At 71.2% G+C, this 24,180-nt stretch carries 27 protein-coding genes; 12 read left to right on the top strand and 15 right to left on the bottom strand.

Going from position 1 to position 24,180, the window contains the following annotated elements; all coding sequences use genetic code 11:
* Positions 1 to 103 precede the first annotated feature (103 nt).
* The gene (locus DEI98_RS03615; RefSeq protein ID WP_111099932.1) at positions 104 to 889 is read left to right on the top strand and encodes an SDR family oxidoreductase; all 786 of its coding nucleotides are present in this window, start codon (positions 104 to 106) and stop codon (positions 887 to 889) included.
* Between the two features lie 26 nt (positions 890 to 915).
* Here the strand turns inward: DEI98_RS03615 and DEI98_RS03610 are convergent, their stop codons facing one another.
* The 6 genes from DEI98_RS03610 to DEI98_RS03585 all read right to left on the bottom strand — a co-directional run bounded on the left by DEI98_RS03610 (position 916) and on the right by DEI98_RS03585 (position 5,623).
* A complete protein-coding gene (locus tag DEI98_RS03610; RefSeq protein ID WP_111024238.1) occupies positions 916 to 1,800 on the bottom strand; it encodes a VOC family protein in 885 nt (294 codons plus the stop codon).
* Between the two features lie 207 nt (positions 1,801 to 2,007).
* Entirely contained in the window at positions 2,008 to 3,084 is a 1,077-nt protein-coding gene (locus DEI98_RS03605; RefSeq protein ID WP_110864310.1) for a hypothetical protein, read from the bottom strand.
* Positions 3,085 to 3,095: 11 nt separating this feature from the next.
* Positions 3,096 to 3,698, bottom strand: coding sequence for an ATP-binding cassette domain-containing protein (locus DEI98_RS03600; protein WP_111099931.1), 603 nt, complete (start codon positions 3,696 to 3,698; stop codon positions 3,096 to 3,098).
* A complete protein-coding gene (locus tag DEI98_RS03595; protein ID WP_111099930.1) occupies positions 3,689 to 4,732 on the bottom strand; it encodes a peptidoglycan-binding protein in 1,044 nt (347 codons plus the stop codon). Before DEI98_RS03595 ends, DEI98_RS03600 begins: the two co-directional genes overlap by 10 nt.
* Positions 4,732 to 5,334: a hypothetical protein gene (locus DEI98_RS18215; RefSeq protein WP_146243401.1), complete on the bottom strand. Its 603-nt coding sequence runs from the start codon at positions 5,332 to 5,334 to the stop codon at positions 4,732 to 4,734. Before DEI98_RS18215 ends, DEI98_RS03595 begins: the two co-directional genes overlap by 1 nt.
* Before the next feature lie 4 nt (positions 5,335 to 5,338).
* Positions 5,339 to 5,623, bottom strand: a complete 285-nt coding sequence (locus tag DEI98_RS03585; RefSeq protein WP_111029808.1) for a hypothetical protein — start codon at positions 5,621 to 5,623, stop codon at positions 5,339 to 5,341.
* Between the two features lie 104 nt (positions 5,624 to 5,727).
* On the opposite strand from DEI98_RS03585, the gene DEI98_RS03580 reads away from it, so the two are divergent.
* The gene (locus DEI98_RS03580; RefSeq protein WP_181437758.1) at positions 5,728 to 6,294 is read left to right on the top strand and encodes a GNAT family N-acetyltransferase; all 567 of its coding nucleotides are present in this window, start codon (positions 5,728 to 5,730) and stop codon (positions 6,292 to 6,294) included.
* 76 nt (positions 6,295 to 6,370) lie between these two features.
* Here DEI98_RS03580 and DEI98_RS03575 read toward each other — a convergent pair whose 3' ends face one another.
* Both DEI98_RS03575 and DEI98_RS03570 read right to left on the bottom strand, forming a co-directional pair.
* Positions 6,371 to 7,888: a catalase gene (locus tag DEI98_RS03575; RefSeq protein WP_111099927.1), complete on the bottom strand. Its 1,518-nt coding sequence runs from the start codon at positions 7,886 to 7,888 to the stop codon at positions 6,371 to 6,373.
* A gap of 95 nt (positions 7,889 to 7,983) precedes the next feature.
* On the bottom strand, positions 7,984 to 8,448 hold the full coding sequence (locus tag DEI98_RS03570) for a Fur family transcriptional regulator (RefSeq protein WP_071404389.1): 465 nt from the start codon (positions 8,446 to 8,448) through the stop codon (positions 7,984 to 7,986).
* A gap of 169 nt (positions 8,449 to 8,617) precedes the next feature.
* On the opposite strand from DEI98_RS03570, the gene DEI98_RS03565 reads away from it, so the two are divergent.
* Positions 8,618 to 9,931: an acyltransferase gene (locus tag DEI98_RS03565; RefSeq protein ID WP_111099926.1), complete on the top strand. Its 1,314-nt coding sequence runs from the start codon at positions 8,618 to 8,620 to the stop codon at positions 9,929 to 9,931.
* A gap of 49 nt (positions 9,932 to 9,980) precedes the next feature.
* Positions 9,981 to 10,919, top strand: coding sequence for a cytochrome c oxidase assembly protein (locus DEI98_RS03560; RefSeq protein WP_258370731.1), 939 nt, complete (start codon positions 9,981 to 9,983; stop codon positions 10,917 to 10,919).
* A 98-nt stretch (positions 10,920 to 11,017) separates the two neighbouring features.
* Here the strand turns inward: DEI98_RS03560 and DEI98_RS03555 are convergent, their stop codons facing one another.
* Positions 11,018 to 12,562 carry a DHA2 family efflux MFS transporter permease subunit gene (locus DEI98_RS03555; protein ID WP_111099924.1) on the bottom strand — a complete coding sequence of 515 codons (1,545 nt, stop codon included), beginning with the start codon at positions 12,560 to 12,562 and terminating at the stop codon, positions 11,018 to 11,020.
* Entirely contained in the window at positions 12,559 to 13,167 is a 609-nt protein-coding gene (locus DEI98_RS03550; protein ID WP_111094966.1) for a PadR family transcriptional regulator, read from the bottom strand. The genes DEI98_RS03555 and DEI98_RS03550 overlap by 4 nt, the downstream gene beginning before the upstream one ends.
* Before the next feature lie 178 nt (positions 13,168 to 13,345).
* Here DEI98_RS03550 and purS point away from each other — a divergent pair, with 178 nt between their 5' ends.
* The 4 genes from purS to DEI98_RS03530 are packed head-to-tail and all read left to right on the top strand — an operon-like array spanning position 13,346 to position 17,631.
* A complete protein-coding gene (gene purS, locus DEI98_RS03545; RefSeq protein ID WP_017886272.1) occupies positions 13,346 to 13,597 on the top strand; it encodes a phosphoribosylformylglycinamidine synthase subunit PurS in 252 nt (83 codons plus the stop codon).
* A 5-nt stretch (positions 13,598 to 13,602) separates the two neighbouring features.
* Positions 13,603 to 14,298, top strand: coding sequence for a phosphoribosylformylglycinamidine synthase subunit PurQ (gene purQ / locus DEI98_RS03540; protein ID WP_111095030.1), 696 nt, complete (start codon positions 13,603 to 13,605; stop codon positions 14,296 to 14,298).
* Positions 14,299 to 14,315: 17 nt separating this feature from the next.
* Positions 14,316 to 16,697 carry a phosphoribosylformylglycinamidine synthase subunit PurL gene (purL, locus tag DEI98_RS03535; RefSeq protein WP_258370730.1) on the top strand — a complete coding sequence of 794 codons (2,382 nt, stop codon included), beginning with the start codon at positions 14,316 to 14,318 and terminating at the stop codon, positions 16,695 to 16,697.
* Between the two features lie 13 nt (positions 16,698 to 16,710).
* Positions 16,711 to 17,631 (top strand): 2-hydroxyacid dehydrogenase, encoded by a 921-nt coding sequence (locus DEI98_RS03530; protein ID WP_110864299.1) that lies wholly within the window; start codon positions 16,711 to 16,713, stop codon positions 17,629 to 17,631.
* Positions 17,632 to 17,647: 16 nt separating this feature from the next.
* On the opposite strand, the gene DEI98_RS03525 is transcribed toward DEI98_RS03530, so the two are convergent.
* Together DEI98_RS03525 and DEI98_RS03520 are read right to left on the bottom strand one after the other, a co-directional pair.
* On the bottom strand, positions 17,648 to 18,736 hold the full coding sequence (locus tag DEI98_RS03525; protein WP_111099922.1) for a beta-propeller fold lactonase family protein: 1,089 nt from the start codon (positions 18,734 to 18,736) through the stop codon (positions 17,648 to 17,650).
* Complete coding sequence (locus tag DEI98_RS03520; protein ID WP_027465022.1) at positions 18,733 to 19,056, bottom strand: chorismate mutase; 324 nt, start codon at positions 19,054 to 19,056, stop codon at positions 18,733 to 18,735. The genes DEI98_RS03525 and DEI98_RS03520 overlap by 4 nt, the downstream gene beginning before the upstream one ends.
* Positions 19,057 to 19,116: 60 nt before the next feature.
* Here DEI98_RS03520 and DEI98_RS03515 point away from each other — a divergent pair, with 60 nt between their 5' ends.
* The gene (locus DEI98_RS03515; protein ID WP_111099921.1) at positions 19,117 to 19,521 is read left to right on the top strand and encodes a DUF1304 domain-containing protein; all 405 of its coding nucleotides are present in this window, start codon (positions 19,117 to 19,119) and stop codon (positions 19,519 to 19,521) included.
* A 97-nt stretch (positions 19,522 to 19,618) separates the two neighbouring features.
* Here DEI98_RS03515 and DEI98_RS03510 read toward each other — a convergent pair whose 3' ends face one another.
* Positions 19,619 to 20,626, bottom strand: coding sequence for an iron-siderophore ABC transporter substrate-binding protein (locus tag DEI98_RS03510; protein ID WP_258370729.1), 1,008 nt, complete (start codon positions 20,624 to 20,626; stop codon positions 19,619 to 19,621).
* A gap of 58 nt (positions 20,627 to 20,684) precedes the next feature.
* Between DEI98_RS03510 and DEI98_RS03505 the strand changes: the two genes are divergently transcribed.
* Positions 20,685 to 21,551 (top strand): shikimate dehydrogenase, encoded by an 867-nt coding sequence (locus DEI98_RS03505; RefSeq protein ID WP_181437914.1) that lies wholly within the window; start codon positions 20,685 to 20,687, stop codon positions 21,549 to 21,551.
* Positions 21,552 to 21,584: 33 nt separating this feature from the next.
* On the opposite strand, the gene DEI98_RS03500 is transcribed toward DEI98_RS03505, so the two are convergent.
* Positions 21,585 to 21,971, bottom strand: a complete 387-nt coding sequence (locus DEI98_RS03500; protein WP_111099918.1) for a YchJ family protein — start codon at positions 21,969 to 21,971, stop codon at positions 21,585 to 21,587.
* A gap of 10 nt (positions 21,972 to 21,981) precedes the next feature.
* On the bottom strand, positions 21,982 to 22,407 hold the full coding sequence (locus tag DEI98_RS03495) for an organic hydroperoxide resistance protein (RefSeq protein ID WP_027465016.1): 426 nt from the start codon (positions 22,405 to 22,407) through the stop codon (positions 21,982 to 21,984).
* A 238-nt stretch (positions 22,408 to 22,645) separates the two neighbouring features.
* Here DEI98_RS03495 and DEI98_RS03490 point away from each other — a divergent pair, with 238 nt between their 5' ends.
* Together DEI98_RS03490 and DEI98_RS03485 are read left to right on the top strand one after the other, a co-directional pair.
* Positions 22,646 to 23,284 (top strand): hypothetical protein, encoded by a 639-nt coding sequence (locus DEI98_RS03490; RefSeq protein ID WP_146243400.1) that lies wholly within the window; start codon positions 22,646 to 22,648, stop codon positions 23,282 to 23,284.
* 108 nt (positions 23,285 to 23,392) lie between these two features.
* Complete coding sequence (locus tag DEI98_RS03485; RefSeq protein ID WP_111099916.1) at positions 23,393 to 24,124, top strand: SOS response-associated peptidase; 732 nt, start codon at positions 23,393 to 23,395, stop codon at positions 24,122 to 24,124.
* Positions 24,125 to 24,180: the final 56 nt, after the last annotated feature.

The raw sequence follows: 24,180 nt of genomic DNA, 5'->3' as shown, positions 1-24,180 counted from the left end.
GGCCGTCCGCCGACAGGACACCGGGTGCGATGGTCACACGGGTGGCCGGTTCCGGCAGACTGGGTGCCGATCGGTGCGACGGAGCGCCGGACAGGAGGCACGCATGACGTCCGCACGACCCCTCGCCCTGGTGACCGGGGTGGGCCGCAGAGCCGGCATCGGCGCAGCGCTCGCCACCCGCCTGGCGACCGACGGCTGGGACCTCGCCATCTCGTGGTGGGGACCCTACGACGACCGCGTGAGCGGCGGGGCGGACCCGGACGGGGTCGAGTCGGTGGTGCAGGAGTGCGAGGCGGCGGGAGCACGCGTGACGCGCCTCCCGGTCGACCTGGAGGACCCGGAGCAGGCGGCCGCGCTCGTCGGCCGCGCCGAGACGGAAGCCGGCGCGCCGGTCACCGCCCTCGTCATGTCGCACTGCGAGTCCGTCGACTCCGACTTCCGCACCACGACCGTCGAGTCGTGGGACCGCCACTTCGCCGTGAACGCCCGCGCACCGTTCCTGCTCGTGCAGGCCTACGCGGCCGGGCTCGAGCGCGCCGGGAACGCCGCACCGCGCGACCGACGCCGGATCGTCGCCCTGACGAGCGACCACATCGCGTACAACCTGCCGTACGGGGCGTCGAAGGGCGCGCTCGACCGGATCGTGTTCGGCGCCGCGAAGGAGCTCGGCAGCCTCGGCGTCAGCGCCAACGTGGTGAACCCGGGCCCGAACGACACCGGCTGGATGTCCGACGAGGTCAAGGGGTGGGCCGTCGAGGGCACCCCGCTCGGCCGACTCGGACGCCCGTCGGACACCGCCGCGCTCGTCGGGTTCCTCTGCTCGGAGCAGGGCGCGTGGGTGAACGGACAGCTGCTGACGTCGGACGGCGGGATCTCGAACAGCGCCTGACCTGTCGGCCCCTCGCGACCCGATCGTCAGCCTCGACCGGGCGCGGTCACCTCGATGCGGTTCGCCCACGGGTCCTCGAACGCGACCGTTCGGCCGTCGTCCGCGGTCTGTACCCCGGTGTCGTGCATGCGCGACACGAGGGCGCCGAGGTCGTCGGCCCCAGGCACCTCGATCCGCACGAGTCCGAGCCCGAGGGCGAGCTGGCGGCGCCCGGCCCCACGTGAGTTCCAGGTGTTCATCGCCATGTGGTGGTGGTACCCGCCGGCGCTGACGAACAGGGCGTCGCCGAAGCCGGCGGTGGTCTCGAAACCGAGGGTGTCCACGTAGAAGGAGCGCGCGGCGTCGACGTCGCCGACGGACAGGTGCACATGGCCGACCTTGCCCGGGCGTGCTGCGGCGGTGTCCAGGGCGTCCTGCGTCAGGTGCTCCTGCAGGAACGCGTTCGGGTCGACGTACTTCGTGTCCATGTCGACCATGCCGTGCGTCCACGACCACTCGGTGCGGTCGCGGTCCCAGTACAGCTCGACGCCGTTGCCCTCGGGGTCGGTGAAGTAGAACGCGTTGCTCACCAGGTGGTCGGCGCTGCCGGTGAAGGTCTGCGGGAACTTCGTCGCGACCGAGTACAGCGCCGCGGCGAGGTCTGCCCGGGTGTCGAACAGGATCGCGGTGTGGAACAGGCCGGCGTCGTGGGGGGCCGCGTGCTGCATCGACGGCGCGTGCTCGAGGATCACGATCGGGATCGCCAGACCACCGGCGCCCGGTCGCCCCAGCACGGCGACGCCGCCCTCGTTCGAGAGCAGCGCGAGCTGGACGCCGTCGCGGTAGTAGCCGATCATCCGGTCGAGGTTCGCGACGCGGAGGGTGACGGCACCCATCCCGGTGTCGGCGGCGAGGAGGTCCTGCGTGTGCATGGCACCAGTGTGAACCCATTTGGTTGACGCGTCAACCAAATAGGCGTCGGTCGCCTGCGCCAGAGCGACAGATCCACGCCATCCCGGTGCGAGGTACCCGCCAACGCGACAGATCGCTGCGAACAGTTCGCGGCGATCTGTCGCTTCGGCGAACGGGGGCGCGCAGGCGACGGGAGGCCCGGCGCGCGTCCGCCCCGCCGGCCGCGGTCAGCGGGAGCGGAAGTAGCGGTGCAGCGCGCGCTCGCGGATCGCGGCTGCGGCGAGCGCTCCACCGAGCAGCGCGCCCACGAGCCCGAGGGACGCGATCGCGATCGCCTCGCGCGCGATCGGCAGCGCATCGTCGACGTCGAGGCCACGCACCGACACCACCGCGACGCTCGTCGCGACCACCGCCCCGACCGATGCCCAGACCAGGTGCTGCAGGACGACGCCGAGGACCTGCGCGCTCCGCGGTACCCCGACGTGCCGATCGGAGGCCAGGGCGAGCCGACGCCGTGCGACCGCTGCCCCGCCGATCGTCAGCCCCACGAGGGCCGCTGCACCGAACGGGACGAGCACTGGCTGCCGCGCCACGGGGGTGAAGACCGCGCCAAGCGTCGGGTTGAGCTGCCCGGCGGTCGGTCGGTCCTCGCCCTCGGCCCCGCTCGCCGGCAGGACGGTGCGCCGGAGCATCGAGACCGTGTCGTCGCGCTGCGGCCACACCGTCGCCCAGCAGGCGTCGAACGGCGACCCGTCGTCCACCGTCGGCGCGAGGACCGCGTACTCCAGGTCGGGGTCCCGGCCGTCGTCGGGGTAGTCGTACACACCGGCGACTCCGGTGCCCGCACCGCCCGCCGTCACGAGGCGATCGCCGGCAGCAAGACCCAGGGTCTCGCGCACCGTGGGCGAGACGATCACTCCCGCGGTGCCGTCGGCATCGGAGCCGCCGAGCAGACCACGCACCCCGGCGGTCACCTCGTAGGTCGGGATCGCCGAGCCCGGCAGCGCGGCGGGGACGACCCCGGCGTCGAGGCGCCGGAACGCACCGGACGCGATGACCCCTTCGGTATCCACGAGCGCATTGCACACGCGGCCGTCGATCCGGCCCTCGGCCCGCTGGACGGTCGTCGCCGCACCGCTCGCGACGAACACCGCAGCCGCTCGGACGTCATCGGCGACCGCAGCTGCGCGCAGGCCCACGACACCGCCGAGCAGCACCGCGAGGACGACAGCGGACGTCGCTGCCCACGAGGCTCCGGAAGCGATGTCGCGCCACGCCTCACGCCAGACCTCGGTCACCTGCATCCGGCGAAGGCTCATCGGTACCGCCCGAGATCGAGCACTCCCTCGCAGGCGTCACGGGTCGCGTCGTCGTGCGTGGCGACGACGACGACCGTCCCCGACGCGGCGAGCGCACCGATCCCACGGTTCACCTCGATCGCGGTCGCCCGGTCGAGTTGCGCCGTCGGCTCGTCGACCAGCATCAGACCCGGGGCGCTGGCGATGGCGCGCGCGAGCATCAGGCGTTGCGCCTCACCACCGGACAGTTCGGCGAACCGCGCGTGCGCCCGCGAACCGAGCCCGAAACGCTCGAGGACCCCGAGCGCCCGGACGTCTGCGGTCCGACGATCCGCGCCCTGGGCGACGAACGGCAGCGCGACGTGATCGAGCACTCGGCGGCGGGCCACCCCGTACGGGTTCTGGAAGACCCAGAGCGGCCGACAGCCCGGCGGACGGACGGCGGCACCGCGCGTCGGACGGAGCATCCCGGCGAGGATCGCGAGCAGCGTCGACTTGCCGGAACCGCTCGGCCCGACGACCGCGGTCACGGTCCCCTCGGCGAAGGTGCGGTCGACGCCGTCGAACAGCACGGTGCCGTTCGGCCAGACGTGCCCGACGCCCTCGAGCGTCACCGACACGAGCTGGACCGGTCCGGCGCAGCCCGGATCCGGTCGAGCGTTCGTCCGCCGGGCACCCGGACGAACGACTGCCCGAGTTCCGATCCGAGCACCTCGACACGGAGTGACCGCCCCGTCGTCGGTTGCACACACGCCCGGTCACCTTCGAGGTCCCAGAGGGCCGTCGGTGGCACCACCTGGACGGTTCGTGGCCGGCTGAGCGTCCACGTCGCGGCCACGGTGGGTGCGCCGTCCGCCGAAGCGACCGTCGCCGCGTACTCCGGCAGGGCGGTGATCGCGGCGAGGGCCGTCGGCGACGAGACCACGCCGGCGGCGTCGGTCGGGACGTCGAAGTTCCCGATCCGGAGCACGCGCTCCCCCGGCGCCGGATCGACCGGGAGCGCCTCGATGCGCGCGCCGCGGAGTTCGGCCGGGAGTTCGACGAGGACACCGTCGGCGCCGACCACGGCCCCGACGACGGCCACGCACGCCAGGACGGCGTTCTCGGCGGCTGGCACCCATGCGAAGGGGTCCCGCGGCACGATGTCGTCGGGCAGGTCGTCGCGGTCGACACCTCGGTCGACCAGGAACTGCTGCGCAGCACGGAGTGTGCCCCGACCGAGGATGCCGTCGATGCTCAGTCCGGCACCGAGGCGCGTGAGTTCCCGCTGCAACCCCGTGACGTCGGCCCCGCGGTCGCCGAGCTCGAGGTCGCGCCACAGCGGCTCGTCACTGGCGAGCGCGATCACCGGCCGCCCGTCGACCCGCGCGAGGACGTCCCCACTCCGCACGGGTGCCCCGGTCGAGCACGTCGACGTCGTCACCGTGCCGCTCCGCGACGTCACGACCGCCCGTGGGGCACCGGTGTCGAGTGCGAGCTGCACCTGTCGTGCATCGGCATCGGTCCGCTCGGTCACCCGTACGGTGCTCGCGGGGGCCGCCGTCCGGAGTGCAGCCGGGACCTCGGCCGGCACAGCGACCACGATGGCGGCGGCCGTCGCCGCCGCGACCACCATCGCGCCGAGCGCCAGGAGTGCGGCAGACGGGAAGCGCATCACTGCCGCCAGAGGCCGAGGGGGTCCAGCCGACACTGTACGGCTGCGGGGTCCCACGGCGAGAAGGAGAAGTTCCCGTCGTCGTTCTGGGTGCGCCATTCACGTTCGGTGTACGTGTCGTCGACGAGTCTCGCAGCACGGAGGCACGCGTCGGTGATCGTTGCCTCGTCCTGCTTCTCCGGGTTCCGCCGGACCTCGTTGAACAGGTAGGTCACGTCGCTGTCGAAGTCCTTCGCGCACTTCGACTTCGAATCGTTCATGGCCGTGGCGTCTTCAGCCTTCCGCCCGGGGAGCGGCGAGGCTTCGGACGTGCCGTCCTCCGCTGTCGTGTAGTCGTAGCCGAGATCTCGCATGCATGCGCTCATGCGGGACTGCGCATCTGCGACCTCCCGCGCCGAGATCGTTCCGTCCGAGAGGATCTGCCGCTGGTAGGAACTGGTGTCGGAGGCCGATTCCGCGAACTCACCCGCCCACGGCCCGGCCGCGGAGAAGCCCGACGGATCGACGACCCGGGGGGCAGCATCTGCGGAGGCGCAGCCAGCGAGTGCCGTGGCGGCGATCGCCCCGGCGATCGTTGCTCCCCGAAGCCTGCTGCGAATCACCGCGTCAGGCCCGGGTCATGCCGTACTGGGCGATGTTGGTCCAGCAGGCGGCCTGGTAGGACCACTTGTTGCCACCGACCACGTTCCCCCACTTCATCGTCCCGCTCCGCAGACGGTTGAAGTGCTGAGCGCGACCACACCCCGAATCGTTGAAGCCCGTGCTCTGCGTCACCTTCCGCCAGCACGTCGCCGCACTCGCCTCCGGCGCCGTCACGGTGTCGACCGCGATCCCGCCGCCCACGACACTCCCCAGCACGACCGCACCCAGTACAACGTTCTTGATCGACATCGATCTCCCCTTTGGTGGTGACATCACTCCGATGTCACCGTTAACGTATTACCGGTCGGTACGAGAACGCAACGATCACCACCACATCCGTGCAGGATGGACCCGTGACTGACGACATCCGGTGGGAGGTGGTCGAGGAGAGCACGCTGTCGCTCCCCGACCACGAAGCGATCGCAGCGCTGCTCGGGCAGGCCTTCCCCGACTGGTCGCACTGGTACGTGGGCGGTCGGAGCTGGTCCGGCATGCAGCCGGAACGCCGGGTGCTCGCGCACGACGCCGACGGGGTCGTCCTGGCCCACGTCGGCATCCGCCGCATGTACATCTCCGTCGGCGGGCAGGACGTCCTGGTCGGCGACACCGGCCTGGTCGCCGTGTCGCCACGGCTGCAGGGCACCGGCGTCGGCCGCGAGCTGATGACCCGGACCGCGGCGGTGCTCGAGGGACTCCGCGTCCCCTTCGGGTTCCTCGGCGCGGGCGAGGACCGCATCCCCTTCTACGCGAAGCTCGGCTGGCACGAGTTCCCCGAGGCCGTCGGCACCTTCTCGGCGTTCACCGCCGAGGGCGCGGGCGTCAGCAACACCGAGCAGGGCGGCTGGATGGCGCTGCCGGTGGCAGCGCAGCTCGAGGACTGGCCCGCTGGCCCGATCTGGCTGAACGGCCAGCAGGTGTAGACGCAACGACCAACGGACGGGAGGCCCGGTACCAGCTGGTACCGGGCCTCCCGTCCGTCAGGTGGTCCTGCGGGGCTTACGCCTCGACCGCGACCTTCTCCGGGTCCTCGTTGGAGCCCGGCGCGCTCGGCGCGACCGCGGCGCGCACGCGCGCACCCAGGTCGGCGTCGACGTTCGTCCAGTAGGCGAACACGCGCTCACGCAGGTCGTCGCGCGTCACCTTCGAGACGTGGCCGGCGATGTTGCCGACCAGGCGCTCACGGGCGGCGTCGTCCAGGACCTCACGGACGAGTGTGCCGGCCTGGCCGAAGTCGTCGTCCTCCGGGTGCAGGGTCGCGGCGGAACGCTGCAGTGCACCGTCGGACTCCCAGCCCGGGGCGTCATCGGTCGCGTTCGGGTCGGCGTGCGCACCACCGAGCGAGTTCGGCGCGTACACCGGCACCTCGGACTTCTGGAAGTCGAAGCGCATGCCGCCGTCCTTCGAGTACGAGTGGACCTCGTTCTTCGGGGCGTTCACCGGCAGCTGGGCGTGGTTCGTGCCGACGCGGTACCGGTGTGCGTCCGCGTAGCTGAAGATGCGCGCCAGGAGCATCTTGTCGGGGCTCGCCGCGATGCCGGGCACGAAGTTCGAGGGGGCGAAGGTCGCCTGCTCGATCTGCGCGAAGTAGTTCTCCGGGTTGCGGTTGAGCTCCATCGTGCCGACCTCGATGAGCGGGTAGTCCGCGTGCGGCCACACCTTCGTCAGGTCGAACGGGTTGAAGCGGTAGGTCGCGGCGTCCTCGTAGGGCATGACCTGCACCTTGAGGGTCCAGCGCGGGAAGTCCTGACGCTCGATCGCGGCGTGCAGGTCACGGATGTGGAAGTCCGCGTCCTCACCGGCGATGCGGTCCGCATCCTGCTGCGTCAGGGTCTTGTGGCCCTGCTCGGTGATGAAGTGGTACTTCACCCAGAAACGCTCGCCCTCGGCGTTGATCCACTGGTAGGTGTGCGAGCCGAAGCCGTCCATCTCACGCCAGCTCGCCGGCAGGCCGCGGTCGCCCATCAGCCACGTGACCTGGTGCGCTGACTCGGGCGACAGGGTCCAGAAGTCCCACTGCATGTCGTGGTCGCGCAGGTGCGAACCCGGCAGTCGCTTCTGCGAGCGGATGAAGTCGGGGAACTTGATGCCGTCGCGGATGAAGAACACCGGGGTGTTGTTGCCGACGAGGTCGTAGTTGCCCTCGGACGTGTAGAACTTCAGCGCGAAGCCACGGGGGTCGCGCCAGGTGTCGGGCGAGCCCTGCTCACCGGCGACGCTCGAGAACCGGGCGAGCATCTCGGTGGTCTGCCCGGGCTGCAGGAACGCGGCACGGGTGAAGCGCGAGACGTCCTGCGTGACGGTGAAGGTACCGAAGGCGCCGCCGCCCTTGGCGTGCACGACCCGCTCCGGGACACGCTCGCGGTTGAACTGGGCGAGCTTCTCGACCAGGTAGTGGTCGTGCAGCGCGAGGGGGCCATCGGCCCCGACGCCCATCGAGTGCTCGTCGCTCGAGACGGGTGCGCCGCTGTTGGTCGTGGTGGTCGGGGTGCCGGTCGGCGTGTTCTGGTCGGACACGGTTCCTCCTGGAGGTGGGACGTTGGTTCGGTCAGGGGTGCTCGGGTGGTTCGGGGTCCGGCGCGTCGTGCGGCCGGTGCGGTGGGCGGTCGCCGTCAGGCGGGCGTGGGGGCGACGTCTGGGTCGTCGTGCTCTGCCCCGTCGCGCTCTGCCGCCGCGCAGCGTTCGCAGATGCCCCAGTAGGTGACCTCGGCGGTGGTGACCGCGAAGCCGTGGGTCTCGGACGGTGTCAGGCAGGGCGAGTGGCCGACCGCACAGTCGACGTCCTCGATCGCGCCGCACAGGGTGCAGACGATGTGGTGGTGGTTGTCACCGGTGCGGCGCTCGTACCGGGCAGGGCTGCCTGCCGGCTCGATGCGGCGGACGAGCCCGACGCCGGTCAGGGCGTTCAGCACGCCGTAGACGGCCTGGTGACTGGTGGTCGGCAGCTCCACGGCCAGCGCGGTGACGATGTCGTCCGCGGTGGCGTGCGGCATCGAGTCGGTCGCTCGGAGCACCGCGAGTCGCGGGGTCGTGACCCGGAGCCCCGAGGAACGGAGCAGATCGGCGTCGGCGTCCATGCTGAGCCTTTCTTTTGCAGGAATCAAGACAACGCGTTCACTGTACACGAGCTTCTGCTGCCGACCAGCGAGGTGACGCATGCCACCACCGGAATACGAAGTGTCACGATCCGGTCGCGATCAGCTGGGACGACACTGGACCGACCGTTCCGCACGCTAACGTCCGGACATGTCCACGAGCCAGGGTCTGCCTGAACAGGCGAACAGCACCGCGGACGTCCGGGGGATCATCGCGCAGCGGGACCTGGTCGTCGACCTCATCCGGACGGCCTGCGTCGTCCTCGTCGTCATCGTGCACGTCACGATGGTCGGCGTCGCCGCCGATGACCAGGGGGTGCGGGTCACGAGCCCGCTGCAGGAACTCCCCTGGTACGTCGCCGCCACCTGGGTCGGGCAGGTGATGCCGCTGTTCTTCGTGGTCGGCGGGTTCGCGAGCGCCGTCGGCTGGCGCAGCACCGTCGCCCGTGGTGCGCCGAGCCCCGCCCGCGACTACCTGGCCACCCGCCTGGTGCGGCTGTTCCGGCCCGCGGTGCCGCTGTTCGTGTTCCTCGCGCTCGGGCTCGGGGTCGCCACGGCCGCGGGCACGCCGCCCGAGCTCCTGGCCGAGGTCGCGTTCGGCATCGGTTCGCCGCTCTGGTTCCTCGCCGCCTACGGCATCACCCAGTGCTGCGTCCCCGTGATGATGCGCCTGCACGATCGAGCACCGTGGGCCACCCTCGCCGTGTTGCTCGTGCTCGCCGGGGCGGTCGACGCCGTCCGCCTGGCCACCGGGGTCGCCGAGGTCGGGCTGCTCAACCTCGGCCCGGTGTGGCTCTTCGCGCAGCAGCTCGGGTTCCTCTGGGCCGACGGCTGGTTCGCGCGCCGGTCGAAGGTGCTCCTGCTCGGCGTCGCCGTCGCCGCGTACGCCGTGCTCGTGCCGATGACCTCGGTCGGTCTCTGGGCGCCGGACATGCTGCAGGACCTCAACCCGCCGATGCTCCCCCTGGCGTTCCTGGCGATCGCGCAGGCGTGCCTGGTCCAGCTCGTGCACGCGCCGCTCACCCGGCTGATGCGCACGCGGGCCGCGCTCGGGGCAGTGTTCGTGCTCGGCCGCGACGGCATGACCATCTACCTGTGGCACCTGCCGCTGTTCATCGCGCTGAACGGCATCGCCCTGCTCGTCGGGGTGCCGTTCCCGGCGCCGGGCTCTGGTCCGTGGTGGGCGTCGCGCATCGTCGCACTGGTCGTGGTGCTCGCGGTCGCGCTCGGGGTGGCACGGGCCCTGCGCTGGTTCGACCGGCCGCTCCCCCGCCTGCTGCCGTCGGCGGATCGTCCCGCGTGGCCGGTCGTCGCGGTCGCTGCGCTCTGCACGATCGGCCCGGCGTTCCTCGTGATGCAGCTGCACCTGTCGTTCGGCGTCGCGCTCGTCGGCGCCGTGGCGGTTCCGGTGGGCGTCTGGCTGCTGTCGCGGACCGTCCCGGCACGCGGGGTCGCCCGGATCTGAACCGGTTCTCACCGTCACGGGGGCACGCCGGACCCCCGGTGGACCCCGGGTGGACGGAGGATGGCTCCGGCGGAACGACGGACGAGTCCGCCTGATCCCCAGGAGGCTCCCCACGCCGTCGACACCCGAGTTCTGGAGCACCTGGCGGTTCGACCCCCTGGCGGCGGTGCTCCTCGTCGTCGCCGCGGTCGCCTACGGCCGGTGGGTCGTCGGCGCGGCTCGACGGGGTGCCCGGTGGCCGTGGTGGCGCACGCTCGCCTTCGCCACGGCGCTCGTGCTGTTCGGCGTCCTGCAGTTCGGCATCGTCGGCGTCGACGACGAGCGGTTGCGCTGGGCGTTCGTGCTGCGGGCGGCCCTGCTGTTCTTCGCGGTCCCCACCTTCGCGGCGCTCGGTGCGCCCGTTGCACTGCTCCGGATCGGAGGCCCGGCTCGCCTCGCGCAGGTCGCCGACGCGGTCATGGGGTCACGTCCGGTGCGCCTGCTCGGCAACGCGATCGTCGCCCCGCTGGTCGCGCTCGCGCTGTTCGCCGTCCTGCTCACCCCGTTCTCGGCGGTGATCCGGGAGTCCCCCGCATGGGCCGCCGTCATCACCGTGGCGGTGCCGGCACTCGGGTTCGGCCTGCTCGCACCGCTGTCCGAGGTCGGCGTGCTCGTCTCGTCGACGTTCGCCACGGCCGAGTTCCTGCTCGCGTTCGTCGAGCTCGTCGTCGACGCGGTGCCCGGCATCGTGCTGCGGATCACGAACCACGTACTCGACGGGTCCATCGTGCCGGTGGTCGGGCGACCCTGGTACCCGTCGCCGCTGCAGGACCAGCACCTGGCCGGCGACCTGCTGTGGTTCATCGCCGAGGTGGCGGACATCCCCGTGCTCGTCGCCCTGTTCATCCGGTGGCAGCGGACCGATCGCCGCGAAGCCCGGGCCGTCGACGCCCTGACCGACGAACAGATGGACGAGCTCACCCGAGCGCACCTGCAGCGCCGCAGTTGAGCGCGCGCGAGCGCACGCTCCGCAGCACTTCGTGAGCAGCAATGGCCGGGTACCCGAAGGCGACCCGACCATTCCTGCTCACGAAGTGCGCTCGTGCCCTACTTCGACGGGGCCCCCGCGGGCTCGGCGTCGGGCTGCGTGGTGACCGAGCCGGTCTGCTGCCACGCAACGGTCTGCTTCGGCTTCGCCAGGAACAGCGCCGCGACGATGGCCACGATCAGCACGATCGCCGGCAGGTAGAGCGACTCACCCATGGCCTTGGAGAACGGCTCGAGCAGGAAGCCCGGCAGCGCGCCGACCTGCTGCTCCGCGCCACCGGCCGAGGCCCCACCGGACGACGCCGGGAAGTTCGCGGTGATCCGGGCCTCCATCAGGGCGGCGATGCCGGCGGAACCGAGCACCGCACCGATCTGGCGGGTGGTGTTGTAGACGCCCGAGCCGGCACCGGCCAGCTTCGGCGGCAGGTTGCGCGTCGCCGAGACGGACAGCGGTCCCCACATGCAGGCGTTGGCGAGGCCGAGGAGCGCGCTCGGCAGGAGCACCCAGCCCCACTCGGCACCGCTCGACAGCAGGGCGCCGAACCAGAACAGGCCGACGGAGAAGCAGGCGAGCCCGAACGCGGCGACCCAGCGCGGGTTCCAGCGGTTCAGGTTCTTGCCGACGACCGGCGCGAGGGCGGCGGACAGCACCGCCTGTGGCACGAGGAGCAGTGCGGCCTGGGTCGGCGAGAAGCGCAGGACGTCCTGGGCCCACAGCATGATCGGCAGCGCGAACGAGGCGATCGCGACGCCGACGGCCGTGATGGCGACGTTGGCCAGCGTGAAGTTGCGGTCCTTGAACAGGCCGAGCGGCAGCAGCGGCTCGCCCTTCTGCACGCCCTGCCAGACGACGAAGCCGGCCAGCACCACGAGCCCGACGATGATGAGCGACCACACCGAGATCGGGCCGGCGATGACGCCCCAGTCGTAGGTCTCGCCCTCTTGGATGCCGAAGACGAGCAGGAACAGGCCCGCTGCCGACAGGAAGATGCCGAGGTAGTCGAAGCGGTGTCCGTGCCGCTCGAACGACGGCACGAAGCGCTGCGCGAGCACGAACGCGACGACACCGACGGGGACGTTCACGAAGAAGATCCACTCCCAGCCGAAGCCGTCGACGAGCAGGCCGCCCACGATCGGGCCGACGAGCGACGCGACACCGGCGACGGCGCCCCAGAGGCCCATGGCCGCGCCGCGGTTCTGCGGCGGGAAGATGCGCGTGATGACCGACATGGTCTGGGGGCTCATCATCGCGGCACCGAGGCCCTGCACGACGCGGGCGACGATCAGCACCTCGATCGAGCCGGCCAGGCCGCACCACAGGCTGGCGAGCGTGAAGACCACGAGGCCGATCTGGTACATGACCTTCGGGCCGAACCGGTCACCGAGCCGGCCGGTGATGAGCAGCGGCACGGCGTAGGCGAGCAGGTAGGCGCTCGTCACCCAGATCACGGAGTTGATGTCCGCGTCGAGTTCCTGCGCGATGGTGGGGGTGGCGACCGACACGATGGTCGAGTCGACGAGGATCATGAAGAACCCGACGACGAGTGCCCACAGGGCAGGCCACGGCTTCTTCTCGGTCGTCCGCGGAGGCGTGACGGTGGTCATCGAGTGGTTTCCTTGCTGTTCGTGGTGGTGTCTGCGGACGCGGCGGGGGCGTCCCAGGAGATGTGGCCGGCGGCGATCCGGTCGGCCGTGGCGGCGAGCCACTCGATCTGCGCCGTGAGCATCGCACGCACGTACGACACGTCGAGCCAGTACCGCTCGGGCAGGTCCTTGGCACGGACGATCCCGAGGATCTCGTCCGCCTCGTCGCGCTGGGCCCGGAGTGCCGTGACCCGCGCCCGCAGCGCCGACTCGGCCTCGTCGATCGACAGGTTCTCGATCTCGGCGACGGCCAGGTGGAAGACGGGGTACTCCTCGGCCGGTTCGGCGATCAGCCGGACGAGCCCGTCGTGCAGGGCCGTCCACCCCTCGTCCGTGATGGCGTAGGTGGTGCGTTCCGGACGGTTGCCCGCCCGGTCGGTCCCCACGACCTCGGCGAGGCCGAGCTCCACCAGGCGGCCGACCTGGTGGTACAGGGTGCCGGGCCGGACCTTGACGTTCCGGCCGTCCCGGCGGTGCGTCATCGTCTGGAACATCTCGTAGGGATGCGTCGGCCCCTCGGCCAGGAGCCCGAGCGCGGCGAACGCGAGTGGCGTGAGCGACGGCACACGTGCCTCCAGTCCGCTTGTTCGTTGTTGACTATTCGAAGTGGAATATACGCATTGGAACAGGCATGAGCAACCGCACAGCAAGGGCCGGTCTGGAGGCCCGCGGCCGTCCCGGCGTGTCGCGCGCGCCCCGTAGACTGGTCACGTCCCCCCACCCCTGAAGTGCTGGAGAGAACACGTGCCAACGATCGTCGTCGAGGTCATGCCCAAGGCCGAGATCCTCGACCCCCAGGGGAAGGCCGTGGGCAACGCCCTGGCCCGCCTCGGCAAGGCCGACCTGACCAACGTCCGCATCGGCAAGCGCTTCGAGGTGACCGTCGACGGCCCCGTCGACGACGCCAAGCTCGCCGAGGTCCGCGACATCGCGGCCGACGTGTTCTCGAACGCGGTCATCGAGGACGTCGTGTCCGTGACCGTCGAAGGCCAGTGACCCGGATGCGCATCGGCGTCATCACGTTCCCCGGCTCGCTCGACGACCGCGACGCCCAGCGCGCCGTCCGTCTCGCCGGTGCCGACCCCGTCGCCCTGTGGCACGGCGACCACGACCTGCAGGGCGTCGACGCAATCGTGCTGCCCGGTGGGTTCTCGTACGGCGACTACCTGCGTGCCGGCGCGATCGCCGCGAAGGCCCCGATCATGGCCGAGGTCATCGACGCCGCCGGCAAGGGCATGCCCGTGCTCGGCATCTGCAACGGCTTCCAGATGCTGGCCGAGGCCCGTCTGGTCCCCGGAGCACACACCCGCAACGCGCACCAGCAGTTCATCCGCCGCGACCAGAAGCTCCGCGTCGAGAGCACCGCGACCGCCTGGACCTCCGGCTTCAGCGCCCAGCAGGAGATCACCATCCCGCTGAAGAACGCCGACGGCCGCTTCGTCGCGGACGCCGACACCATCAAGCGCATCGAGGACAACGGGCAGGTCGTGTTCCGCTACGTCGGTGTGAACCCGAACGGCTCCATCGACGACATCGCCGGCGTCTCGAACGAGCGCGGCAACGTCGTCGGCCTGATGCCGCACCCCGAGCACGCGACCGAGGCCGGTTTCGGCCCGGACACCCCCGCTGCGATGGCCTCGGGCACCGACGGCCTGACCTTCTTCACCTCCGTGATCGAGCACGCGCTCGTCAAGTGACAGGGAACAACGACACCGTGACGACACCCGTTCGCCCGAAGCCCGACACCGTGCAGGACGCGGCAGCCACCCCCGACAAGGAGCAGCCGTACGACGCGCTGGGCCTGAAGCCGGACGAGTACGCCCGCATCAAGGAGATCCTCGGCCGCCGCCCCACCTCGGGCGAGCTGGCGATGTACTCGGTGATGTGGAGCGAGCACTGCTCCTACAAGTCCTCGAAGAACTACCTCCGTCAGTTCGGCAAGAAGGTCACGCCGGAGATGACGAAGAACCTGATGGTCGGCATGGGCGAGAACGCCGGTGTCGTCGACGTCGGCAACGGCTGGGCGGTGACCTTCAAGGTCGAGTCGCACAATCACCCGTCCTACGTCGAGCCGTACCAGGGCGCGGCCACCGGTGTCGGCGGCATCGTCCGCGACATCATCTCGATGGGCGCCCGCCCCGTCGCCGTGATGGACCAGCTCCGCTTCGGCGCGATCGACCACGAGGACACCGCACGCGTCGTGCACGGCGTCGTCGGTGGCATCTCGTTCTACGGCAACTGCCTCGGCCTGCCGAACATCGGCGGCGAGACCTACTTCGACCCGGTGTACCAGGGCAACCCGCTGGTCAACGCCCTCGCGGTCGGCGTCCTGCGCCACGAGGACCTGCACCTGGCCAACGCGTCCGGTGCCGGCAACAAGGTCGTCCTGTTCGGTGCCCGCACCGGTGGCGACGGCATCGGCGGCGCGTCGATCCTGGCGTCCGACACCTTCACCGAGGGCGGCCCGACCAAGCGTCCGGCCGTGCAGGTCGGCGACCCCTTCGCCGAGAAGGTGCTGATCGAGTGCTGCCTCGAGCTGTTCCAGAAGGACCTGGTCGAGGGCATCCAGGACCTCGGCGCCGCGGGCATCTCCTGCGCGACCTCCGAGCTCGCCAGCAACGGTGACGGCGGCATGCACATCTCGCTCGACGACGTCCTGCTCCGCGACCCCACGCTCACCGCCGAAGAGATCCTGATGTCGGAGAGCCAGGAGCGCATGATGGCGGTCGTCCGCCCCGACAAGCTCGACGAGTTCATCAGCGTCGTCGGCAAGTGGGAGGTCGAGACCAGCGTGCTCGGCGAGGTCACCGGCACCGGCCGACTCGTCATCGACTGGCAGGGCCAGGAGATCGTGAACGTCGACCCGCGCACCGTCGCCGTCGACGGCCCGGTCTACGACCGCCCGGTCGCCTACCCGACCTGGATCGACGCGCTGCAGGCCGACACCGCTGCCTCGCTCGACCGCCCGGCCGACGGCCCCGCGCTGAAGGCACAGTTCCTCAGCCTGCTCGGTTCGCCGAACCTGGCGTCGAAGAACTGGGTCACGAACCAGTACGACACCTACGTGCTCGGCAACACCGCGCTGTCCTTCCCCGACGACGGCGGCATGATCCGCGTCGACGAGGAAACGGGCCTCGGTGTCGCCATCGCCACCGACGCGAACGGCCGCTACTGCCAGCTCGACCCGAAGCAGGGTGCACGTCTGGCCCTGGCCGAGGCCTACCGCAACGTCGCCGTCACCGGTGCCGTCCCCGCGGCCGTCACCGACTGCCTGAACTTCGGCTCCCCCGAGAACCCCGAGGTCATGTGGCAGTTCTCCGAGGCGGTCGAGGGCCTGGCCGACGGCTGCATGGAGCTCGGCATCCCCGTCACCGGCGGCAACGTGTCGTTCTACAACCAGACCGGCTCGACCCCCATCCACCCGACGCCCGTCGTCGGAGTGCTCGGGATCATCGACGACGTCGCCAAGCGCGTGCCGTCCGGGTGGCAGGACGACGGCCACAACATCTACCTGCTCGGCACCACGAGCCTCGAGCTCGACGGCTCCGCGTGGGCCGGCACCGTGCACGGCCACCTGGGCGGGCGTCCGCCGGCGGTCGATCTCGAGCGCGAGAAGGCCCTCGCCGAGCTGCTGTACGCGGCGTCCGGCGAGCAGCTGCTCACCAGCGCGCACGACCTGGCGGACGGCGGCCTCGGCCAGTCGCTCGCCGAGTCCGTGCTCCGCTTCGGCATCGGCGCCCGCGTCGTCCTCGACGAGCTCGAGACCCGCGACGGCATCGACACCGCGACGGCGCTGTTCTCCGAGTCGACCGGTCGCGTCATCGTGACCGTCCGCCGCGAGGACGACGTGCGGTTCCAGGGCATGTGCGACGGCCGGGGCTTCCCGGTGCTGCGCATCGGCGTGACCGACGCGACGTCGAGCACCCTCGAGGTCCAGGGCGCGTTCGAGGCCACGGTCGACGAGCTGCGCGGCACCCACGCCGCGACGCTGCCGGCCCGCTTCGGCGACGTGATCGTCGAGGACGTCACCGAGGGGTACGTCGGCCGCGGGCCGCTCGACTCCGACGGCGCCTTCTCGCCGCGCACCGACGCCTAGGCCCGGGTCGCGGATGCCGATCGTCACCCTGCCCTTCGCCGAGCTCGTCGACCGGTTCGGCCCCGTGCCGGACGGCATCGAGCTGGACGTGTGGGACGTCGAGTCGCCGTACGGTCGCCCGGACGACGTCGCGATCACGTTCCTGCCGTTCTACTTCGAGGGGCGGCACCGCTGGCAGTTCGTGCACGACCTGCCCGAGCTCCAGCTGCTGCAGCTGCCGAGCGCCGGGTACGAGCACGCCGTCCCGCACGTGCCCGGTCACGCGCAGCTGGCGAACGGTCGCGGCATCCACGACGACGAGACCGCCGAGCTCGCGGTCGGCCTCGCGCTGACGTCGCTCCGTGAGATCTCGGCGTTCCAGGTCGACCGTGCCAACGGCGTCTGGGACTCCCGTGAGACCCGATCGCTCGCCGACCGTCGGGTGACCGTCGTCGGCTACGGGGCGATCGGGTCCGCGATCGCCACCCGCTTCGAGGCATTCCGCACCGAGGTGACCGTGGTCGCCCGGACCGCTCGCGAGCAGGACGGCCGGCAGGTGCACGCGTTCGGTGAGCTGCCCGGTCTGGCTCCGACGACCGACGTCCTCGTGCTCATCGCGCCGCTCACCGCCGAGACCGAACGGCTGGTCGACGCGGAGCTGCTCGCGGCGCTGCCGGACGACGCCCTCGTGGTGAACGTGGCGCGCGGCAAGGTCGTGGACACCGACGCCCTGGTCGCCGAGCTGCGGTCGGAGCGGCTGTTCGCGGCCCTCGACGTCACCGACCCGGAGCCCCTGCCCGCCGGACACCCGCTCTGGACGACGCCGAACACCGTGCTCACCCCGCACGTCGGCGGCAACACCGACCTGAGCGTGCCGCGGTCGATCGAACTGATGCGCAAGCAGGTCGCTGCCCTGGCCGAGGGTCGCCCGTTCGAGAACCTGATCGAGTTCTAGTCGGCTGGTCCCGGCGTCAGAGCGGGACGACGCAGGTCGGCGTGCCGACCGGGATCTGCGCGACGGCTTCGCCGGGCATGCCCTCGGCGTCGAGCGGCAGCACGGCGACGGCGTCGGACATCTGGTTCGCCACCAGGACGAACCCGGGCACGCGAGCGAAGTGTCGCGGCCAGACCCCACCGCAGGGCACCGAACCGACGACGGCGAGCCCGCCGCCACGCGCGTCGAGCACCACGAGCAGGTCACGCCCGCGCACCGCCACGTACACGCGGCCGGCCTCGTCGACCTCGATGTGGCTGAGCAGCGACTCCCCCACGGCACCGTCGAACGTGGGCACGGCAGCGATCGTCACGAACGACCCGGAGTCGTCGCGGCGCAGGCGGTGCACACGCCCGTCGAGCTCACCGGCGACGAGCAGGTCACCGTCGATCCAGGCCATGTGCCTCGGGCCGGCGCCGGGGGTCACGTGGTGCACGCGGAGCGCCTCGATGTCGGGGACCCCGTCGGGCGACACCGTGACGCGGAACTCGTGCAGGGCATCGCCGCCGAGGTCGGCGACGAGCACCGTGCTGTCCGGGGTGGCGATCGACTGGTGGGCGTGCGGGCCGTCCTGGCGATCGTCGTCAGGACCCGTGGCGTCGGGCAGCACGGCGACCGCGACGGCCTCGGCCGGCACCGAACGCTGGTCGGAGTCCCCGTGCAGCACCACACCGTCGCTGGCGGTCACCGAGGCGGCGTGCGACTCGGCCGGGGCGAGGGAGATCGCCGTGACCGTGCCGGAGACGTAGTTCGTGACGACGAGCGCGCCCGAGGGGTCGACCCGCAGGTGGCACGGGGCGTCTCCGCCGGCGGGGGCGTCCCACAGGTGCTCGAGTGCGCCACCCTGCAGCCGGAAGGCCGACACGGCGCCGTCGTTCGTCTCGGAGACCGCGTAGACCCGGTCACCCGAGACGGCGAGGAACGAGGGGTCGTCGAGCACCGCGACGGTCCGGGGTGCCGGAACGGCTCCGACCGGTCCGGCGTCGACCAGCGAGATGCCCGTGGCGTTGCCGCCACCGGTCGCCGTGTACGACCCGATGAGCAGCGACGGCAGCTCGGCGCTCATTCGTCGCGGCCCGCGATGCGCTCGTGGTGGTGGATGACCTCGGCGACGATGAAGTTGAGGAACTTCTCGGCGAAGGCGGGGTCGAGGTGGGAGTCGGCGGCGAGCGACCGGAGCCGTGCGACCTGGATCCGTTCGCGGTCCGGGTCGGCGGCCGGCATGCCCGACTCGGCCTTCAGGTGCCCCACGCGCTGCGTGTACTTGAAACGCTCCGCGAGCATGTGGATGACGGCGGCGTCGATGTTGTCGATGCTCTGCCGGATGCTCCGCAGTTCGGCGACGGCGCTCGCGTCGGCCTCGGTCGGGGTGACGTCGTCGTTCATGGTCCGAGCCTACTGGCGGACGTGCAGCGGAACCCGGCCCGCTGCTGCGAGAATGTGCACATGTCGGTCCTGCTGGTGATCTCGGGTGTCTGTGCGGTCCTCGCGGGCCTCATCCACGTGTACATCTTCTTCCTCGAATCGGTCATCTGGACCAGTCCGCAAGCGCGCCGGATCTTCGGCATCGCTTCCGAGACCGAAGCCGTGGCGACCCGCTCGCTCGCCTTCAACCAGGGCTTCTACAACCTGTTCCTGGCGATCGGGGCGATCCTCGGCGTCGTGCTCGTGCTGGCCGGCAACACCGTGAGCGGCTGGACCCTCGTGGTGTTCTCGACCGCGAGCATGCTCGGTGCCGCGGTGATCCTGGTCGGCTCGGGTCGCAAGTACGTCAACTCCGCCTTCAAGCAGGGCACGCTCCCCCTGATCGCGCTGCTCTTCGCGCTGCTGGGCTCGACCGTCGGGGTGTAGCCCAGAGCCTCCCCCTCCCCCCGAACTGCGAAAGCGACAGGGTGCCACCGAACATCGGCGGCACCCTGTCGCTTTCGCGTGAAGGTCGAGACCAGCTCTAGCCGAGCTTCTCCTCGAACTGCGCCGGCAGCTTGTCGAGCGCCCACTCGATCGCAGCCGTGGTGCCCATCGAGAACGCCGACGAGACGTCCTTGTCGTCGAAGACGATCGAGTGTCCTGCCTCGACCGACGGCACCTTCTGGAACAGCTTGTTCGACGAGGCCTCCGACGCATCGACGTAGATCGGCAGGATCAGCGTCAGGTCGGCGTCGAGCAGGTCGAGGTTCTCGTCGGACAGGTGCACGGAGAACTCCTTGCCGGCCTGCTCGTCGATGGCCTTGGGGATCTCGAAGCCCAGGTTCCGCATGAAGGTCGAACGGCTGTCGGTGGAGGCGTACGCCCCGAAGCCCTCGGAGCTGTAGGCACCGACGACGGCGGTCTTGCCGTCGAAGTCCGGGTGCGCCTTGCGTGCGGCGGCGTAGGCGTCGTCGAGGCCGGAGAGCAGCTTCTTGCCCTCGGACTCCTTGCCGAGCGCCTTCGCGATCATGGTCGTCTGCTGCTCGGTCGAAGCGAGGTAGTTCTCGCCGCCCTTGGGGATCGCGACGGTCGGCGCGATCGCGGACAGCTTGTCGTACCGCTCCTTGTCGCCCGAGGACTTCACGTCGAGGATGACGTCGGGGTTGAGCTTGAGGATGTCCTCGTAGCTCGGCTCGAGCGTCTGGATGATCTTCGGCGACTTGTCGTACGCACCCTTGAGCCACGGACCGACACCGTCGCCGCCGAAGGCGAGCCAGTCGCTCGCACCGACCGGCTGGACACCGAGCTCGAGCGCGGTCTCGGCGTCGCCCCACCCGAGCGCGACGACACGCTTCGGTGCCGACTCGATGGTGGTGGTGCCGAGGCCGGTCGTGATCGAGACCGGGAACGCGGCGTCGGACGACCCCGACGACGCCGAGTCGGTCGAGGAGCCGGAGCCGGACGCGCAGCCGGCGAGGACGAGGGACGCTGCGACGACGGCGCCGGCTGCGGCGAGCACGCGTCGGAGACGCAAGGGAGAACGGTTCACGAAGGGTAGCCTAACCTAACGGGGTGCTCAGGAAAACGGCTGGCTAGGCTGGGTGACCGTGGCGTTCACCGATCCAGGCCGCACGCACCTCGCGGTGCTCGGCTCCCCCATCGCGCACTCGCTCTCGCCCACGCTCCACGCTGCGGCCTACGATGCGCTCGACCTGCCCTTCACCTACGGGAGGCACGAGGTCGCGTCCGGCGAGCTCGCCGCGTTCGTCGCGGGGCTGGGTCCGGAATGGCGTGGGCTGAGTCTCACGATGCCGCTCAAGCGCGAGGTGCTGCCGCTGCTCGACCGCACCACCCCGCTCGTCGACGAGCTCGGGGTCGCCAACACGGTCGCGTTCCGCCACGAGGGCTCCACGATCGTCCGAGCCGGCGCGAACACCGACGTGCAGGGGCTCGTCCGCCCGGTCGAGGCACTCGGACACCTGCCCGGCGAGGCCACGGTCCTGGGCGGCGGAGCCACTGCGGCGAGCGCCCTGACCGCTGCCGTCCGGCTCGGGGCATCGCTCGTCCGGGTGTTCGTCCGCGACACCGCGAAGACCCGCGCGCTGGTCGACCTGGCCGTCCGGCTCGGGGTGACGCTCGAGGTGCACCCCCTGAGCGAACTCGCCGGCACGCACCACGGGTTCGTCCTCTCGACGCTGCCGGGTGGTGCCGCCGACCCGCTGGAGTTCCGTCCGTCGGGGCCGGACGCCGTGCTGTTCGACGTCGCCTACGAACCGTGGCCCACCGTGGTCGCCAGCCGCTGGACCGATGCGGGGGGCCGTGTGCTGAACGGCCTCGACATGCTCACCGAGCAGGCGATCGGGCAGATCCGGTTCTTCCTGACCGGTGACGAGGACGAGCTGCTCCCCGACGAGGCCGGGGTCCGCCGGGCGATGCGCACCGCGGTCGACCTGCCCGCCGTCATCGGCAGCTAGCCCCGGCGTCGACGACAACGACGACGACGTGGGTCAGGCGACCACGCCGTCCACGTAGAACCATCGTCCCTGCTCGCGGACGAAGTCGCTCGTCTCCTCGAGCGTGCCGCGCTCGTCGTCGGAACGCCACCACGCGCGGAACGTGACGGTGCCGTGGGAGTCGAACGGGCCTCCCGAGGTGGTCGCCAGCACGTCCAACCGGGTCCAGCGCTGGGTCGGGTCCAACTCGAGACCCGCCGGGCGGGTGCGCGGGTGCCAGGTGAGCAGCAGGTACTCCGGCAGGCCCAGCGCGAAGGCGCTGAAGCGGGAGCGCATGAGCCGTTCCGCGGTCGGCGCCACGGCCCCGGCGTGCAGGGGGCCGCAGCACTCGCCGTGGGGGTTGCCGCTCAGGCAGGGGCAGCGCGTCGTGTCGGTGACCACCGGCCGAACGCTAGTCGACGATGGACAGCGTGACGGTGATGTTGCCGCGGGTGGCGTTCGAGTACGGGCAGATCTCGTGTGCACGCTCGGCCAGGCGCTGGCGCTGCTCCTGCGGGGCGTTCGGGGCGTAGACGTCGAGCTCCACGGCGAGGCCGAAGGCGCCGTTGCCGGTGCCGCCGATGCCGACCTCGGCGGAGACCTCGGCGCCGGTGGTGTCGACCTCGAGCTCCTTGCCGGCGGCGTGCAGGGCACCGAGGAAGCACGCGGCGTACCCGGCGGCGAAGAGCTGCTCGGGGTTCGTGCCCTCGCCGCTGCCGCCCATCTCCTTGGGCGGGCGGGTGTCGAGGTCGAGCCGGTCGTCCTCGCTGCGGACGTGCCCGTCGCGGCCGCCTCCGGTGGCGTGGGCAGCGGCGGTGTAGACGATGTCGAGACTCATGGTCCGAGGTCACCGTGCTCGCCTGGACGAACCCTGAGCGGGAGCACCACGTCGCGGGTGCGGCGGCTCCGGGCGGGGAGCGCTCGGGCGTGTCCGGAGGGGGCGGCGGGCAGGTGGGCGCGGGTGCGCCGTGCATCGAATGAGCAGAAGATGTCGTGTCCCCCGCCCGCACCCGACGTCTTCTGCTCACTGAACGCGAGCGTGTCCGGGCGCCCCGTACCCCCACCGGGTAGACATGATGAGTGTTCCCGCTCGGCTGCAGGTCTTCCGCCGGCACGTCACGGACGTGCTGGATCCGGCACGCGTCCGTCGTGCTGCTCTGTGGTCCGGTTTCGCAGCGGCCGTCTCGCTGGTCGGCATGGCCGTCCTGGAGGCCCGGGTCGACTGGACGGGGACCACTCCGGTCCGCAGCGTGGTCGCGATGGTGCTGCTGGCGCTCGGCGTCGGACTGCTCACCTTTGCGTGCATCCCGACGTGGCGGCCGCCGGACCCCTCGACGACGATCAACGGGCGGCAGGTGCGGCCCTCGTGGCAGCTCGCCGCGCGGGGCGCCACGCAGCTGTACGTGCAGCGCCGTCCGGTGCCGGTCCTGCCGGAGCACCGCGACATCGTCCGCACCGACACGGTCCTGCTGCGGCGGGGACTGATCGGCACGCTCGCCCGGACGGCACCGTTGCTCGGTTCGGCTCTCGTTGCTGTCCTCGGGGCGTTCGTCCTCGGGCTCGCCACCTGGTTCCACCTGCTCTGGATCGCGGTCTACGCACTCGGGCTGTCGGAGTACGTCGTCCACCTCGGCCGCTCCGAACGAGCCCGCCTGGCCGCCGAGTCCCTCGAGCCCGCACCCGCACCCGAGACCCCCGCACGCCCCACTTCGTGAGCAGGAATGGTCGAGTCACTGTGGGGCGCTCGACCATTCCTGCTCACGAAGCGTGAACGGCGCGCCCCGACGCGCACCACTGTCGGCGGCGACGGGCACACTGGGCGCATGTGTGGAAGGTTCGTCGTCTCCGACACCACGGCTGATCTGTTGCCCGAGCTCATGGGCGAGCTCGCCGCCCGGACCGAGCACGTCGACGAGGACACCGGCGAGGTGCACCCCGGCCTCGCCCCGAGCTGGAACGTCGCCCCGACCGACCCCGTGTACGCCGTCCGCCAGCGGCACGGCGAACGGGAACTGCCGCAGATCAGCTGGGGCTTCGTGCCGAGCTGGGCGAAGGACTTCCAGAAGCAGCGCCCGAAGCCGATCAACGCCCGCATCGAGACGGTCGCGACGAGCGGCATGTTCAAGCGGGCCTTCGCCACGAACCGCTGCATCGTCCCGGCGCAGGGGTACTACGAGTGGGTGGTGCGCGAGGACGGCAAGGAACCCCACTTCGTGCACGAACCCGGCGGCGCCCTGGCGATGGCCGGCGTGGTCAGTGCCTGGCCCGACCCCACGAAGCCCGAGGGCGACCCGGACAAGTGGCGGCTCTCGCTCGCGATCATCACCCGTGACGCCCACGTCGCCCCGGGCGAGGTCCACGACCGCATGCCGGCGTTCCTGACGCCCGACGGCTACGACGACTGGCTCGGCGGCGACCTCCGGTCAGACGACCTGCTTGCCCTGCTCGACCACGAGTCGCTGGCGGTGGCCGCGGGCCTTGCGCAGTACGAGGTCTCCCGCACGGTGAACAGCGTGCGGAACGACGGACCGCAGCTCATCGAACCCGTCGCGTAGGCGGTCGCGCCCCGCGCGCGGACAGGAGGCCCGGATCACCGCAGCGGGTCTGCTGC

The sequence above is a fragment of the Curtobacterium sp. MCLR17_034 genome (assembly GCF_003234485.1).
Lineage (GTDB): Bacteria > Actinomycetota > Actinomycetes > Actinomycetales > Microbacteriaceae > Curtobacterium > Curtobacterium flaccumfaciens.
The sequence above is the reverse complement of the archived record's forward strand: the minus strand, read 5'-3'. Positions and strand labels throughout refer to the sequence as shown.